Origin of the sequence: Aeromonas sp. s9, assembly GCF_040907765.1 — a bacterium.
GTDB lineage: Bacteria > Pseudomonadota > Gammaproteobacteria > Enterobacterales > Aeromonadaceae > Aeromonas > Aeromonas caviae.
Genome location: NZ_JBFOCK010000015.1, coordinates 175,765 through 190,783, shown reverse-complemented (window position 1 = coordinate 190,783; position 15,019 = coordinate 175,765). Strand labels below are relative to the sequence as shown.

The 15,019-nt window shown below is 65.4% G+C and carries 16 protein-coding genes; 7 read left to right on the top strand and 9 right to left on the bottom strand.

Annotated elements, in window-relative coordinates; translation table 11 throughout:
• Window positions 1–20: 20 nt before the first annotated feature.
• Window positions 21–815: a helix-turn-helix transcriptional regulator gene (locus AB5Y54_RS02995; protein WP_331403313.1), complete on the bottom strand. Its 795-nt coding sequence runs from the start codon at window positions 813–815 to the stop codon at window positions 21–23.
• A gap of 96 nt (window positions 816–911) precedes the next feature.
• Here AB5Y54_RS02995 and AB5Y54_RS02990 point away from each other — a divergent pair, with 96 nt between their 5' ends.
• A complete protein-coding gene (locus tag AB5Y54_RS02990; RefSeq protein WP_368153215.1) occupies window positions 912–1,799 on the top strand; it encodes a DMT family transporter in 888 nt (295 codons plus the stop codon).
• Between the two features lie 98 nt (window positions 1,800–1,897).
• On the opposite strand, the gene AB5Y54_RS02985 is transcribed toward AB5Y54_RS02990, so the two are convergent.
• Together AB5Y54_RS02985 and AB5Y54_RS02980 are read right to left on the bottom strand one after the other, a co-directional pair.
• Window positions 1,898–2,302: a carboxymuconolactone decarboxylase family protein gene (locus tag AB5Y54_RS02985; RefSeq protein ID WP_143237894.1), complete on the bottom strand. Its 405-nt coding sequence runs from the start codon at window positions 2,300–2,302 to the stop codon at window positions 1,898–1,900.
• On the bottom strand, window positions 2,299–3,282 hold the full coding sequence (locus tag AB5Y54_RS02980; RefSeq protein WP_368153214.1) for an aldo/keto reductase: 984 nt from the start codon (window positions 3,280–3,282) through the stop codon (window positions 2,299–2,301). Before AB5Y54_RS02980 ends, AB5Y54_RS02985 begins: the two co-directional genes overlap by 4 nt.
• A gap of 99 nt (window positions 3,283–3,381) precedes the next feature.
• Here AB5Y54_RS02980 and AB5Y54_RS02975 point away from each other — a divergent pair, with 99 nt between their 5' ends.
• Window positions 3,382–4,290, top strand: a complete 909-nt coding sequence (locus AB5Y54_RS02975; protein WP_368153213.1) for a LysR family transcriptional regulator — start codon at window positions 3,382–3,384, stop codon at window positions 4,288–4,290.
• Window positions 4,291–4,404: 114 nt separating this feature from the next.
• Here the strand turns inward: AB5Y54_RS02975 and AB5Y54_RS02970 are convergent, their stop codons facing one another.
• Window positions 4,405–5,097 carry a response regulator gene (locus AB5Y54_RS02970; RefSeq protein WP_039039279.1) on the bottom strand — a complete coding sequence of 231 codons (693 nt, stop codon included), beginning with the start codon at window positions 5,095–5,097 and terminating at the stop codon, window positions 4,405–4,407.
• A gap of 3 nt (window positions 5,098–5,100) precedes the next feature.
• Entirely contained in the window at window positions 5,101–6,666 is a 1,566-nt protein-coding gene (locus tag AB5Y54_RS02965; RefSeq protein ID WP_104451731.1) for a sensor histidine kinase, read from the bottom strand.
• A gap of 258 nt (window positions 6,667–6,924) precedes the next feature.
• Here AB5Y54_RS02965 and slyA point away from each other — a divergent pair, with 258 nt between their 5' ends.
• The 4 genes from slyA to AB5Y54_RS02945 all read left to right on the top strand — a co-directional run bounded on the left by slyA (window position 6,925) and on the right by AB5Y54_RS02945 (window position 10,037).
• Complete coding sequence (slyA, locus tag AB5Y54_RS02960; RefSeq protein ID WP_368153212.1) at window positions 6,925–7,398, top strand: transcriptional regulator SlyA; 474 nt, start codon at window positions 6,925–6,927, stop codon at window positions 7,396–7,398.
• 1 nt (window position 7,399) lies between these two features.
• Complete coding sequence (locus AB5Y54_RS02955; RefSeq protein ID WP_368153211.1) at window positions 7,400–8,455, top strand: HlyD family secretion protein; 1,056 nt, start codon at window positions 7,400–7,402, stop codon at window positions 8,453–8,455.
• Window positions 8,456–8,465: 10 nt separating this feature from the next.
• Window positions 8,466–9,494, top strand: a complete 1,029-nt coding sequence (locus tag AB5Y54_RS02950) for a DUF2955 domain-containing protein (protein WP_010673457.1) — start codon at window positions 8,466–8,468, stop codon at window positions 9,492–9,494.
• Between the two features lie 183 nt (window positions 9,495–9,677).
• Window positions 9,678–10,037, top strand: coding sequence for an MliC family protein (locus tag AB5Y54_RS02945; RefSeq protein ID WP_368153210.1), 360 nt, complete (start codon window positions 9,678–9,680; stop codon window positions 10,035–10,037).
• 58 nt (window positions 10,038–10,095) lie between these two features.
• Here the strand turns inward: AB5Y54_RS02945 and AB5Y54_RS02940 are convergent, their stop codons facing one another.
• The 4 genes from AB5Y54_RS02940 to nrdD form a co-directional block, all read right to left on the bottom strand.
• Window positions 10,096–10,476, bottom strand: a complete 381-nt coding sequence (locus AB5Y54_RS02940; RefSeq protein WP_223931061.1) for an energy transducer TonB — start codon at window positions 10,474–10,476, stop codon at window positions 10,096–10,098.
• A 146-nt stretch (window positions 10,477–10,622) separates the two neighbouring features.
• Window positions 10,623–10,793, bottom strand: coding sequence for a YqaE/Pmp3 family membrane protein (locus AB5Y54_RS02935; protein ID WP_010673454.1), 171 nt, complete (start codon window positions 10,791–10,793; stop codon window positions 10,623–10,625).
• Between the two features lie 57 nt (window positions 10,794–10,850).
• Window positions 10,851–11,360 carry an anaerobic ribonucleoside-triphosphate reductase-activating protein gene (nrdG, locus tag AB5Y54_RS02930; RefSeq protein WP_368153209.1) on the bottom strand — a complete coding sequence of 170 codons (510 nt, stop codon included), beginning with the start codon at window positions 11,358–11,360 and terminating at the stop codon, window positions 10,851–10,853.
• Window positions 11,361–11,470: 110 nt separating this feature from the next.
• Window positions 11,471–13,588, bottom strand: coding sequence for an anaerobic ribonucleoside-triphosphate reductase (nrdD, locus tag AB5Y54_RS02925; protein ID WP_368153208.1), 2,118 nt, complete (start codon window positions 13,586–13,588; stop codon window positions 11,471–11,473).
• A 439-nt stretch (window positions 13,589–14,027) separates the two neighbouring features.
• Here nrdD and AB5Y54_RS02920 point away from each other — a divergent pair, with 439 nt between their 5' ends.
• Window positions 14,028–14,996 (top strand): ABC transporter substrate-binding protein, encoded by a 969-nt coding sequence (locus tag AB5Y54_RS02920; RefSeq protein ID WP_368153207.1) that lies wholly within the window; start codon window positions 14,028–14,030, stop codon window positions 14,994–14,996.
• The last annotated feature ends 23 nt before the right edge of the window (window positions 14,997–15,019 follow it).

The following is a 15,019-nucleotide window of genomic DNA, read 5'->3' as shown; positions in this document are numbered from 1 at the left end:
GGCGCCCTTTTTCATGCGGTTCAGGCCACGGGTTGGCCCAGTTGCTGGCGATAGCGCTGGGGGGCGCAGCCCTGTTCGCGCTGGAACATGGCGATGAAAGCCGAGGTGGAGGCGTAACCGAGGCGCCAGGCGATCTCCTGCACCGGCATCTCACCCCGCAGCCAGTCCAGCGCCTTCACCAGCCGCAGCCGGGTGCGCCACTGGCCGAGGCTCATGCCAAGCTCCTTCTGGCAGCGCCGCGCCAGGGTGCGCTCCGTGGTGTGCAGCACCCTGGCCCACTCCAGCAGCGTGCGGTTGTCCTCCGGCGCCGCCTGCAATGCCGCCAGCAGGGGGGCCAGCAGGCGATCCCGGCTCTGGGGCAGGTAGCTCGGCTGGCAACGGGTGCGGGCCAGCTTCTCGATGAAGAGCTCACCCTGACGGGCATCCCACTCATCCTCCATGTGGCCGACCCGGCGCTGGGTGAAATCCTCCAGCAGGGCTCGAAGCAAGGGGGTGAGCGCCAGCAGCTGGGGTTCCCGTGGCAGGCGCGGCGCCAAGGCGTGGCTCACGTAGATGGAGGTGTAATCCAGGGTCTGCTCGTTGAAGGCGGTGTGGGGCAGGTCCGCCGGCACCCAGATGAGGTAGTCCGGCGGCGCCACCAGCCGCTCTCCCCCCACCTCCACCACCATGACCCCCAGGCTGATGAGGCTGAGCTGACCCCAGGGGTGGGCGTGCTCGGCACAGGCGTTGCCCCCCTGGATCTGGCTGTAGCGAAAGTAGAGGGGGTTGGGGTCGGCCAGCAGGCGATCCTGCTCGGCCAGGGTGAGGGCGCCCATGCAGATTGTCCCAAAGCGGTTATGACATGTCTTATTTACGCTACTTACCTCGTTCAAGACAAGGCTAGACTCTCCCCATCGTACCAAGGAGTGCCTATGCCTTTTCTCTTCCCCCTGCTCGCCATCCTGATCTGGGCCGCCAATACCGTGGTCTCCAAGGCCGCCGCCGGCGTGCTGGATCCCGCCGCCATCTCCTTCTATCGCTGGGTGATCGCCGCCCTCGCGCTCTCCCCCTTCTGCCTGCCGCAGCTCTGGCGCCGCCGGGCCGACATCCACCCCTGGCTCGGCAAGCTGCTGGTGCTCTCCCTGCTCGGCATGGTGCTCTACCAGTGCCTCGCCTACTACGCCGCCCACAGCACCTCGGCCACCAACATGGGGGTCATCGGCTCCCTGCTGCCCCTGCTCACCCTGCTCATCGGGGCCTGCTGCTTTGGCCAGAAGCCGGGCAAGCAGGCGCTGCTCGGCATGAGCCTCTCCCTGTTCGGGGTGCTCTGGCTGCTGGGTCAGGGCAACCTCCTGGCACTGCTGCACAGCGGCATCAACCCCGGCGACGGCATGATGCTGCTGGGGGCAGCCAGCTATGCCCTCTATGGCCTCTTGATCCGCCGCTGGCAACTGCCGTTCGGCCCCTGGCTCAACCTCTACCTGCAGATCCTGCTGGCGGTGCTGCTGCTCATCCCGGTGGCCCTCTCTGCCGACTCCCTGGCCATTCCCGCCCAGGGCTGGAGCATGGTGCTGTTCGCCGGCCTCGCCTCCTCCATCTTCGCCGCCTACTGCTGGATGCGCGGCCTCGCCACCCTGGGGGCGGAGCGCACCTCGGTCTTCATGAACCTGATGCCCCTGTGCACGGCCCTCATCGCCGTCATCACCCTGGGGGAGCCCATCCACGGCTATCACCTGCTGGGGGGCGGCCTCATCCTGACCGGGGTCATGCTCTCCCAGCTCAAGCCGAGGGTACGCCGTCCTCTGCCGGAAGGGGCATAAGCCATCGCCGTGGCAGCATAAAGAAGGGAGCCTCGGCTCCCTTCTTGCTGCCCTCGTCAGGGCACACCTGACCTTTTCGCCAGGGTGACGTCTCCACCTTAATCCCTGCCCCCCCGCCCCTTGTCATGGGCGGCGAAGGCGCTGCGGGCCGCACGGATGCCATTCATGCAGGCGGGCACTCCAGCATAGACGGCGACCTGGAGCAGGATCTCGATGATGGTCTCCCGGCTGACCCCCACATTGAGGGCGGCCCGGATATGGAACTCGAGCTGTCCGGGCGCCGTGCCCATTCCCATCAGGGTCGCCACCGTGAGTATCTCGCGGGTGCAGAGATCGATGCCGGGACGGGCGAGCACATCGGCAAAGGCAAACCCCAGCACCAGCTCGGCAAGCTCCGGTGACAGGGCATCCAGGCTGGCGGCGACCCGCGTGGGCGCCTGGGGATCGAGCCGGGCCAGCAGCGCGAACGCCCGTTCACGGCGATCCGTGTGCGAGCCGCTCATGCGTTCACCCCCTTCATCCCCTCCGGGGTGTAGCGCTCCCCCGCCACCGGCAGGGTCCGGACGGCCTGTCCCAGGGCCCCGAGTTCTGCAGGGGAGAGGCGCACCGAGAGGGCGCCGAGGTTATCCTCAAGGTGGGTCAGGCGCCGGGTGCCGGGGATGGGCACTATCCCCTCCCATTGCGCCAGCAGCCAGGCCAGGGCTATCTGCGCCGCCGAGCATCCCTTCTGCTGCGCCAGGGCCATGACCGCCTGCACCAGGGTGCGGTTGGTGGCGAGGTTTTCCCCCTGAAACCGCGGCAGGCCGGCCCGAAAATCCCCCTCCTCAAACACCGCCTCCTGCTGGTAGCGCCCGGTCAGAAACCCGCGCCCCAGGGGGGAGTAGGCCACCAGACCAATCCCCAGCGCCCGGCAGGTGGGCAGCACCGCCGCCTCCACCTCCCGCGTCCAGAGGGAGTATTCGGTCTGCACCGCCGCCACCGGGTGCACGGCATGGGCGCGCCTCAGGGTGGCCTCGCTCACCTCGCACAGACCGATGCGGGCTATCTTGCCCTCCTGCACCAGCTGCGCCAGCCCGGCCATGGTCTCCTCGACGGGATGGGCAGGATCGAGGCGGTGCACATAGTAGAGATCGATCTGCTCGATGCCGAGGCTGCGCAGGGAGCCCTCGCAGCTCTGGCGCGCATAGCGGGCGCTGTTGTCGAGGGTACGCCTGTACTCACCGTGCTGGCGCACGATGCCAAACTTGGTGGCGACCTTCACCTGCCCCCGCCGGGTCGCGAGAAAACGCCCGATCAGCGCCTCGTTGTGGTGGGGGCCGTACATGTCGGCGGTGTCGAGCAGGTCGATGCCCCGCTCCACCGCCTCCGCCAGCACCCGCAAGGACGTCTCATCGTCCCGCGGCCCGTAGAATTCGCTCATCCCCATGCAGCCCAGCCCCAGGGCAGAGACCTGCAGGTTGGCTCCCAGTGTTCGTCGTTGCATCGCATTTTCTCCCTGACAAGTTGCAGGGGAGTATGGTCTTCCGAAAATGAATGAAATATAGAGGTAACTGGCAACCTATCTTCCGATTATGGAAACACTATGCACGATCCCCTGCTCTGGGACGACGCCCGCGTCTTCCTGGCCATCGCCCGCAGCGGCACCCTGAGCGGTGCCGCCCACGCCCTGCGCATGGGGGTGGCCACCGTCTCCCGGCGCCTGGACAGGCTGGAGGCGGCCCTCGGCCTGCCCCTGTTCAGCCGCCACCAGCAGGGCTATCGCCTGACCGACGACGGGGAGGCCCTGCTTGAGCGAGCCGAAGCGCTGGAACATGCGGGGCTGGCCTTTGGCGAGGCGGGGCAGTTGCAGGGACAGGTGGCTGGCACCGTGCGCCTCGCCACCGCCGAGAACCTGGCCAATCCCCTCATCATCCCCTCCCTGCCGACGCTCTTTGCCCAGCACCCCGAGCTGAGGGTGGAGCTGGTCACCGGGGTGCAGACGGTGAACCTGCACCGGCGCGATGCCGATCTCGCGGTGCGCATGGTCAAGCCCGATGCCGGCCACCTCACCCAGCGGCGCCTGGGCACCCTGGGCTTTGGCCTCTACGGGACCGGCACCTACCTGGATGCCCGCAGCCCCGGCGTGGATGCCGCCAGCTTCGATCAGGATGACTTCATCGGCTGGAACGAAACCCAGAGCCACCTGCCCGCCGCCAGATGGATGACCCGCATGCTGCGCGGCCGTCCCTGCCGGGTGGAGACCGGCACCCTGGCAGCCCAGCTCGCCGCCGCCCAGGCCGGTCTGGGGCTCGCGGTGCTGCCCCACTACCTAGCCCGCCAGACGGATCTGGTCTGCCTGCTGCCGGAGCTCGGGGTGGATCAGCCCATCTGGCTGGTGCTCCACAGCGATCTCGCCCACTCCCGGCGGGTGCGGGCCGTGGCGGATCACCTCATCGCCCTGTTCGAGCGCGCCCGCTCCGCCCTGCACCCCTTCTCGGGCGACCCCAGATAGAGGGGCCGGGTCGCATCGGGGCAAAACAAAAGGGAGCTCAAAGGCTCCCTTTTATCTGCGCAGCCTGCGCAGCATGGTGTGCGCGGCCTCTTCGGCGTTGTGCCCACGACGGGGTCACGACTCCCGGCGCCAGTGGTAACGCCGCTCCGGGCGGCCACGCTGGCCGTAGTTGAGCTCCACGTCCAGCCGATCTTCTGACTCCAGAAACTCCAGGTAGCGGCGGGCCGTGGTGCGACTCAGGGAGAGGCGCAGGGCCACGGTGTCGGTGGAGAAGGTGTTGTCCGGCTCCCCCGCCAGCAGATCCAGCACCTGTCGCAGGGTGATGGCGTCGATCCCCTTGGGGGTCTCCCGCGCCTCCCGACCCTGGTTGCGCGCCTTGCCCATCAGGCGGTCCAGGTCGCTCTGGGCCAGCTCCCCCGGCTCGCACAGGCGGCGATGCAGGACCAGGATCTCCTCCAGGCTCTGCTGGATGCGAAACAGCCGCAGCGGCTTGATGACGTAGTCCTGCACGCCCAGGTTGAGGGCCTGCTGTATGGTCTCCACGTCGCAGGAGGCGGTCACCATCATCACCATCACCTCCCGGTTGTGGCTGCGCAGCCGGCTCACCCACTCCAGGCCCGAGCCATCGGGCAGGGAGATGTCGACCATCAGCAAGCGGGGCTCGCTCCCCGCCATCAGGCGATCCGCCTCGGCCAGGGTGCCGGCCCGCCCCATCAGGGAGAACCCGGCCGTGGAGGAGACCAGCTCCCCCAACATGGCGCCTATCCGCTCGTCATCCTCGATAATCAGCGTGAAGATTGGCTTCATGACTTACACCAATTGGTTTTTATTCAAATAGATACCGAACAGGGTCGTCTGCTCGGCGGTGCGGCGCCATTCTATCACGCCCCCCCGCCTGGCCACCGTCTTCTTGACCAGGAAGAGGCCGACCCCGTGATCCCCGGTCTGGCGGCTGACACCGTAGTCGAACAGGTGATCCGCCAGCGCCTCGTCCACCCCCTCGCCACTGTCCTCCACCTCGATCACCAGCCGCCGCCCCAGATCATCGAGGGAGAGCAGCACCCTGGGCGCGGCGTGCTCGCGGTTCCCCCAGGCGGCGCGAATGCCGTTGTCCAGCAGGTTGCCGATGCAGGTGATGAGATCCGCCGACACCTCGGCCGGATACTCCCCGAGGGCCGACCCCGCATCCAACACCAGCTCCACCCCCAGCTCCCGCGCCCGGCTGAACTTGCCGAGGATGAGCCCGGCCACCGGCTTGTTCTCGATGACCCGCAGCAGATCCTGCAACATGTTCTGGCAGGCTTCGTTCTCCTGCTGGATGAGGTCTACCGCCTGATCCACGTGGCCGAGCTGGAGCAGACCGGAGAGGCTGCTGAGCTTGTTGGCGAATTCATGGGTCTGGATGCGCAGCATCTCGCCGTACTGGCGCAGGTGGGTCACCTGCATGCCCAGGCTGCCGGTGCCGTCTGGCCGGCTGAAGATGAGCATGCGCCCCGGCTCGCGACCGCTGAGCTCCTGCCAGTGGCCGACGAAGTCATCCCCCTGCACGGTGAACCTGACCGCCCCCCCTTGCTGCAACGTGGGCACGAGGCCGGGGGCCAGCTCCGCCAGGGAGCGGCCCAGCAGGGCGTGGCGCCCGGTGCCGGGCAGTCGCAACTGATAGAAGGCGGCGCTGTTGAGCATGGTGATCCTGTGCTGGTTGTCCAGGGACACTATCCCCTCCGAGATCCCCTCCAGCACCAGATCCTGCTGGGCGAAGCGATTGGCAATGGTCTCCGGTTCCAGATCCAGCAGGGTGCGGCGCAGCAGGTGCTGCACCCAGAGCGCCAGCAGCAGGCCGCACCCCAGCACCGCTGCGATGGCGCCGACCAGCAGGGCGATCCGCTCCTGATAGGTGCCCTCCACGGTGCGCATCAGATAACCCACCGCCACCGCACCAATGGCCTGGCCATCGGGCCCCACCACGGGAGCGAAGCAGCGGATGGCGGGGCCCAAGGTGCCCACGTCCCGGGAGCAGTAGCTCTCGCGCGACTGGAGTGCAGGCCAGATGTCCTCCCCCCGGAAGGTCTGGCCCACCAGCTCGGGTGAGGGGTGGCTCAGGCGCCTGGCATGTTCGTCGGTCACCACCATGTAGGCGGCGTCGGTGCGGCTGCAGATCCCCTGCACATAATCCCGCAGCCCGGGATCGCTCCCCTTCTCCAGGGCCTGGACCACCCGGCTGTCCGCAGCCAGCACCCGGGCCAGATCGCTCCCCTTCTCCTTCAGGTTGTTCTCCAGCAGGTGGCGCATGAAGAGGGCGAGCAGACAGCCCAGGATCAGGATCAGCAGCAGTGACAAGCCAAGCGAGAGGGTGACTAGCTGGTGGCGCAGTTTCATCGTTCAACCTTGCAGCGGACGGGAAAGCCCAGGGTGAGGGTGTCCCCCGGCCGGGTCAATGGCCAGCCTGGCGCACCTCAAAGGTGGCCACTCTAACGCCTCCTCCGGCCGTTGTCGGTTAGCTGGCCCGCAAAGCCATATAAAAACTTAAACACCACGGCCCGGGCAAAAAACCTGAACGTGAGCTGTATCACACTATTTACTTAGCCTGCGAAATAAATATAATGCTTCGCAAGCTAAGTAATTGAGGTGCCCGTCATGAAAAAGGATCTGGAGATGTTGCGAGAACTCTCCCTCGCCGAGCAGCTGGGGCGATTGCACCGGCTCTGGCGCACCGTGGCCGATCTCGAGCTGGCACCTCTGGGGCTCACCCATCCCCGCTGGACCGCCCTGTGGAAACTCAGCCGCCTCGGCGGCCACCTCAGCCAGAAGACCCTGGCCGAGGCCCTGGAGATAGAGCTCCCCTCCCTGATGCGGACCCTGGGTCAGCTCGAGGAGCAGGGGCTGATCGAGCGCCATTGTTGCAGCCAGGACAAGCGGGCCCGCATCGTCACCCTGACCCCGACGGGCAAGGCGCTGCTCGATCAGATCGAGGGCCGCATCATCGCCGTGCGCCGGGAACTGCTCACCGGCATCAGCCAGCAGGAGCTGGCCCAGTTTGAAGACATTGTGCACCGCATCTCCGCCAACGCCCTCGGCAAGATAGCCGCACAGCATGAAGAGAGAGAATAAGATGACACCGGATCAACAATTCAAGCGCTGGATAAAGTGGGCCATCGTCTGCTTCGTCCTGGTGTTTGGCTACTTTCTGCTGGCCGACATCAAGATGCCCCTGACCCCCCAGGCCATGGCCACCCGGGTCGTCACCCGGATGGCCCCCCAGGTCAGCGGCAAGGTGGTCGAAGTCGCCGTCGCCAACAACCAGCACGTCAAGCAGGGGGATCTGCTGTTCGCCCTCGACCCGGAACCCTTCCAGCTCGCCGTGGATCAGGCCAGGCTCGCCCTGGATCAGGCCAGGCAGCAGAACCGCCAGCTGGACGCGACCCTGACCGCCTATGAGGCGGAGTACAGCTCGCTGCGCACCCAGGCCGACCAGAAACAGCGGGAAGCGGCGCGCATCGACGCCCTCTACCGCCGTCACATGGTCTCTGAACAGCAGAAAGATGACGCCGACAGCGCCGCCCGCACCGCCCGTGCCAACCTGCTCGGCAGCCAGGCCCGGGTAGAGCAGGCCCGCGTTAACCGCGGCTTGCCAGGGGAAGACAACCTGCTGCTGCGCCAGGCCCGCAACCGCCTCGCCCAGGCCGAGCTCAACCTCGCCTACAGCCGGGTTCATGCGAGCCAGGACGGCATCATCACCAATTTGCAGCTCAAGCCTGGCAGCGTGGCCAATGCGGGCTCCCCCCTGCTGGCCCTGGTCTCCGAGCAGGTGGACGTGATCGCCGATTTTCGCGAGAAGAGCCTGCGCCATGTCAGCGCCGGCAGTCAGGCCCTCGTCGCCTTCGACGGCGAGCCCGGTCGTCTCTATCCGGCCCGCGTCGCCAGCCTGGATGCCGGGGTCAGCGCCGGCCAGTTTGACGCAAACGGCCAGCTTGCGAACCCTGTCGAGTCCGATCGCTGGGTGCGGGATGCCCAGCGCCTGCGCCTGCACCTGACCCTGGAGCAACTGCCCACTCACCTGCCGGCCGGGGCCCGCGCCACGGTGCAGCTGCTGCCGGACAACATCCTGACCGGGCTGCTGGCCCGCGGCCAGATCCGTCTGCTCAGCCTGCTGCACTACATCTATTGAGATGACGACCATGAACCTGTGGCACAGACCCCTCACCCCCAACGAACTGCGCCAGTGTCTGCGCATCGCCTTTGGCTGTACCCTGGGGTTTGTGCTGTGCAAGATCTTCGGCTGGAGCAACGGGGTCTTCTTCACCGTCACCCCGGTGCTGCTGCTCGGCCTGGTGCCGGTGATGAACGGTCACGCCGCCCGCCAGCTCATCGCCTCCGCCGCCATGTGCGGTCTGGAAGTGGGGCTGCTCGGCGGCCTGTTCGGCGGCCACCCGGGGCTCATGACCCCCCTGGTCTTTTTGCTCTTCCTCTACCGTTTCGCCGCCATGTCCCGGGGCAGCCTGTTCCTGTTCGGTGCCAACGGGGTGCTCAGCCTCAGCATCATGCTGCACTTTGCCAGCTACCCCGGGATTGATCTGAACGACCTCATCTTCAGCAACCTCTGGGCCAGCGTCCTGTCGGTGCTCATCGCCTATCTGATGACGGCCCTCATTCCGGACGTGGAGGAGCGCCCCAGGCCGGCCCCCTCCCCCAAGGCGCCGCACCGGATGCGCCACGAAGCCCTGCTGGGGGCGTCCATCGCAACCCTCTCGTTCCTGGTGTTCCAGATCTTCGATCTGCGCGACTCCATGTCCGCCCAGGCCACCACCCTGCTGCTGCTCTTCCCCATGCACTGGAACGGCGCCCTGGACTATGCCCGCAAGCGGGCCATGGGCACCCTGCTGGGGGTGAGTTTCGGCATCCTGGGGCAGCTGGTGCTCTATGACTGGTCCGGCTTGCTGCTGCTGGTGACCCCGGTGCTCTGGCTCGGCGCCATGCTGTTCAGCTATGCCCATGTGAAGGAGGCGAGCGGCTCCGGAGTCGGCTTCGGTGCCCTCACCACCCTCGGCATCCTGTTCGGCCAGTACCTGACCCCGGGCAACGACCTGGTGTTCAGCGCCCTCTATCGGGTGAGCAGCATCCTCTTTGCCATCGTGGTCACCCTGCTCGCCTGCTACCTCATCCACCGGCTGCTCAATCGCTTCGAGGCGACACGGTTCGGCCACTGACCCTTTTCTGCAGCCATTGGACGGCTCCCTTTCGCCCCGCTTGCCTGCCGGGGCGTTTTTTTGCCTGCCCCACGGACCAGAGGGAGACGGACGCATCCCGACGCAGGGCTCCCGCCACGAGGTTGCAGTTGTGCCTCATCCTGTTAGGCTCAAGGCCATATGACACCGTTGTGAGGATCAAACATGAAACACGCCAAGCTCTTTCTACTGGGGGCGTGCGCCATCACCCTGCTCGGCGGCTGCGATCTGGGCAGCGGCAAGCTGGGAGTGACCGGCGGCGATCCCGTCACCTATCTGTGTGAACAGAACCAGAAAGTGCAGGTTCGCTACTTCTCCCTCTCGGACGAGAGCCTGAACTTCGTCAAGCTCTCCCTCCCCGATGGCAAGGATTACACCCTGCCCCAGGCGGTTTCCGCCTCTGGCGCCCGCTATACCGACGATCACGAGGTGGTCTGGTGGAACAAGGGCAAGGAGGGGTTCGTCGAGATGCGTGATGACGCCGGGGAGTGGCAGAGCCGCTACAACGACTGCAAGGAGCAGTGATCCGCGCCGTCATGGCACAGAGCCCACACGAAACACCCCGGCCTGGCCGGGGTGTTTGTCATTTCACTTCCACTTCGAATCGGGCCACAACCCGAGCCGGAATGGCTTGCTGATTCTGCTCTGATGGCCGGTAGCGCAGCTGCGCCAGCCCGGAGATGGCGATGAGATCCAGCACGCCGGGGGGCTGGGACTCCAGTACCTCTGGGCTGAACAACGTGCCATTGGAATCGATGAGGTAGCGAAGGGTCACATACCCCTTGACCGGCCTCTTCGCCGGCAGCCCCCCGACCGGGTTAAAACTGATGGCATCCCCCACCAGCACCCAGTATTCGGGCAGCGTTTCCCAGGTGACATCCACCGGAGGCTGATTCAGCTTGGCGGTGGGGCTGGCACAGCCCCCGAGCAGGGCCAGGGCGGCCCACAGCAACAACCCTTTCACTCGCACTCGACATTCCCTCTTCGTTGTATCGCTCGACTCCATGAGCGACGCGCCAGTGTCAGGCAAAGGGGCTCATCCGGGAAGCCCCCATCTGGCAGGCAAAAAAAAGCCAACCCCGGAGGGCTGGCCTTGTGATCTCTCACGGCTCAGGCGCGCTTGTCGCTTACCACCAGCCAGAGGGCATGAACCATGCCGGGCAGACCGCCCAGCAGGGTCAGCACTATGTTGATGAGGAAATGGAGGCTGAAGCCTACCTGGATAAAGGCGCAGACCGGGGGGAGAAAGATGGCCAGCAGGATCTTGAGCAGATTGTTCATCGGGATTCCTCGTGTAAACAGCGCTTGGGGTTGGCCTAACCATAAACACCCAAGGCCTCAACTGCAAACCAGACAGGGGATCCGCTCTCCTCCTTTCCGCCAGGCGTTGAGGTCGTGAACCATCTGGTTGCTGCTGCCACGCCAGAGCAGACCGGGATCCGCCAGGGCCTTCTCGAACCTGCCATCCACCAGCACGTCCAGCAAGGCCACCAGCTCCCGCTGGGCCGGGCTGAGATCGGCCAGCAGATAGCCGGTCCAGCACCAGATGTCCTTGCCGGGGCACTCGGCCCGCACCCGCTTCACCAGCGCCAGCACATGCGGCACGTTGGCGGGGTGGAGCGGATCGCCGCCGGAGAGCGACAGTCCGCGCCGCTTGATGCAGCTGTCGTTGAGATCGTGAATGATGCGATCGCTCATCGCCTCATCGAACTGCTTGCCCCCATCGAGCCGCCAGGTGCTCTGGTTGTAGCAACCGGGGCACTGGTGCTCGCAACCCGACACAAACAGGGTGGCGCGGGTGCCGGGGCCGTTGATCACATCGACCGGGTAGTACTGGTGGTAGTGCATTCGAGTTCTCTGGGTTAACGGCCAACCCCCTCCCAACCTCCCCCTTCGAAAGGGGGAGGAGCTTCTTTGCCCCCCCTGCCAAGGGGAGGGCTGGGGTGGGGTCTGCTCGCTTACATATGCTTGACGCGGCGTTTGACCTCTTCCTGCTTGCCCGCGTTGAAGGGGCGCGCATCCGGGCTGCCGAGATAGCCGCACACCCGGCGTGTCACCGACACCTTGGCCGGGTCGTGGTTGCCGCAGCGCGGGCAGGTGAAGCCCTTGGAGGTGCACTCGAACTCGCCGGTGAAGCCGCAGTCGTAGCACTCGTCGATGGGGGTGTTGGTGCCGTAGTAGGGCACCTTGTCATAGCTGTAGTCCCAGACATTCTCCAGCGCCTCCAGGTTGTGCTGGATGTTGGGGTACTCGCCGTAGCAGATGAAGCCGCCGCTGGCGATGGGCGGATAGGGCGCCTCGAAGTCCAGCTTGTCGTAGGGGTTCACCTGCTTCTCCACGTCCAGGTGGAAGCTGTTGGTGTAGTAGCCCTTGTCGGTCACCCCGACCACCACGCCAAACTCCTTGGCGTCGATGCGGCAGAAACGGGTGCAGAGGTTCTCGCTCGGGGTGGAGTAGAGGCTGAAGCCGTAGCCGGTCTCCTCCTTCCACTCGTCGGTGGCCGCCTTGAGCCGCGCGATGATGGCGATGGCCTTCTGGCGCAGGGTCTCGCTGTCGAACAGGTGGACGTCTGTGCCATAGAGGGCGTTGATGGTCTCGTGTACCCCGATGTAACCCAGCGAAATGGAGGCGCGGCCATGTTTGAAGATCTCGCTGATGTTGTCATCGGCCTTGAGGCGCACCCCGCAGGCCCCTTCCATGTAGAGGATGGGGGCGACCCGGGCCTTGACCCCGTCCAGGCGCTTGATGCGGTACATGAGCGCTGTCTTGGCCACCCGCAGGGCGGCGTCCAGCTTGTCCCAGAAGTCCGCTTCATCGCGGGATTTCAGGGCAATGCGCGGCAGGTTGAGGCTCACGACACCTAAGTTGTTGCGCCCCTCGTGGACCAGCTCACCATTCTCCTCGTAAGCACCGAGGAAGGAGCGACACCCCATGGGGGTCTTGAAGGAGCCGGTCACCTTGACCACCTGGTCGTGGTTGAGGATGTCCGGGTACATCCGCTTGGAGGCGCACTCCAGCGCCAGCTGCTTGATGTCGTAGTTGGGATCCCCCTGCTTGTGGTTCAGGCCATCCTTGATGGCGAACACCAGTTTCGGGAAGACGGCGGTCTTCCTGTTCTTGCCAAGGCCGGCGATGCGGTTGCCAAGGATGGCGCGCTGGATGAGGCGCGATTCCCAACTGTCCCCCAGGCCAAAGCCGAAGGTGACGAACGGCGTCTGACCGTTGGCGGTGTGCAGGGTATTGACCTCGTATTCGAGGGACTGGAAGGCGTCGTGGCACTCCTTCTCGGTGCGGGCCATGGCATAGGCGTCCACATCCTGGATCCCCCACTCCTCGGCCACCTCCCGGTGCTTGTGCCAGCTGATGGTCACATAGGGTGCCAGCACCTCGTCGATGCGGTTGATGGTGGTGCCGCCATAGATATGGCTCGCCACCTGGGCGATGATCTGGGCGGTCACCGCGGTGGCGGTGCTGATGGATTTGGGAGTGTCTATCTCCGCGTTGCCCATCTTGAAGCCGTGGGTCAGCATCCCCTGCAGATCGATCAGCATGCAGTTGAACATGGGGAAGAAGGGGGAGTAGTCGAGATCGTGGAAGTGCAGGTCGCCGCTCTCGTGGGCCTGCACCACGTCACGGGGCAGCATGTGACTGATGGCGTAATGCTTGGCGACGATGCCCGCCAGCAGGTCACGCTGGGTCGGGATCACCTTGGAGTCCTTGTTGGCGTTCTCGTTGAGCAGGGCCGCGTTGGTCTGCTCCACCAGGCCGCGGATCTCCTGGGCCAGGCGACCCCGGGCCTCGCGGGCCTGATCCCGGTCGTGACGGTATTCGATGTAGGCACGGGCGATGGCCTTGTCGTCGGAGGCCATCAGGTGGTTCTCGACCCGGTTCTGGATCTCGTGGATGTCTACCTCCCCTCGCCCCTCCAGCTCCTGGCTGACAGCGGCGGCAATGCGCTCTGCCAGCGCCGGACTGGCCTGATTGACCGCTGCCGCCGCTCGGCTGACCGCATCGCGGATCAGTTGGCCATTGAATGGTGCACGACATCCATCGCGTTTGATCACTACCGGTTTCATCGATTTTCCCCGTATTGAAAGACCTGGTGGCCACCCTCGGCTCACCCTCGTTGAGTCCCCTTCTCCACGCCCGTCCCCGGCGCAAACAAGGTCAGCCAAGGCTTGAAACACCTGGGCTGACACTGAGAGGGCGACCACTTATGCACAGCTTTATGACACTATATATGGGTGTTTTTTTTATGTTTACCCCTATATGTGGGGTCTATTAGGCACCAAAGCGGTACCCTGTTTCTTGATCCAGAACAGGTTTTGGAAGGAGTGGGGCAGTTCACGACCAGCGCCAAAAGGCGCTCTTTTTGCTCACCCCAGACGGGATGCGGGCTCCCGCCCGGCAAGGGATAAAAAGAGAGGGGCACGCCTTCCGACAACAATTGACCGAGGCGCCAGAGAGCGGGAGAGCACATACTGGGGAACAGTCTCTCCCTTGCGGAAAACACACGTGACCAAGGTCTTGCTCCTGCTCTCCCTCCTCTCCCTCCCGCTGCTGGCCGCCGAGATCCTGGTGATCAGCAGCTATTACCAGAGCAACCAGTGGGATCAGAGCTACAGTGCCGGCCTCGAGCAACACCTCAAGCAGGCGCATCACCTCGGCTATCTCTATCTGGACACCAAGCGCCAGCCCGGCCAGACCCGTGACGAACTGCTCGCCAAGGGAATGGCCGCCTACCGGACCCACCAGCCGGCGCTGGTGATCCTGGGGGATGACAACGCCATCAACGCCCTCGCCCGACCCATCGCCGCCCGGGGAACGCCCGTGGTGTTTCTCGGGATGAACGAGAATCCGCGCCCCAAGGGGCTGGTCGGCCACCCCCTGATCACCGGCGTACTGGAACGCCCCCTGCTAAAGCGCAGCATCAGCGAGATGAGTCAGTTGATGGGAGGGCTGGAGCGCGCCCTGGTGCTGTTTGACGAAAGCGAGGTGTCCCGCACCGCCGTCGCCCACGAGTTCAAGGGGCGAGGCGAGCTGACGATCGGCCAGACCCGGGTCAGCAGCCGCCAGTTCACCGACTACGGACGCTGGCAGGAGGCAGTGCTCGCCAGCCGGGAAAACGGCTATCAGGCGCTCTTCCTCGGCCTCTACCACACTCTCACCGACGCGCAGGGCCAGCATGTGAGCGAGCAACAGGTGCTGGCATGGACCAGCGCCAACAGCCCGGTGCCACTGTTCTGTTTCTGGGCCTTTGCGGTGGGCAGGGGAGCCGCCATCGGCGGTCTGGTGCTCGATGGCCACAGCCAGGGAGAGAGAGCCGCCGAACTGGCCAATGCCATCCTCTCGGGCACGGCGCCCGGCGCCCTCTCCCCCCGCGCCGCATCCCGCGGGGAATACCTGTTCAGCAAGAGCGAACTGGCACGCTGGCACCTGACGGCTCCCGATGCCTGGCAGGACAAGGTGAGCTACATCGAGTGAGCCCACCAACGACAAACCCGGCC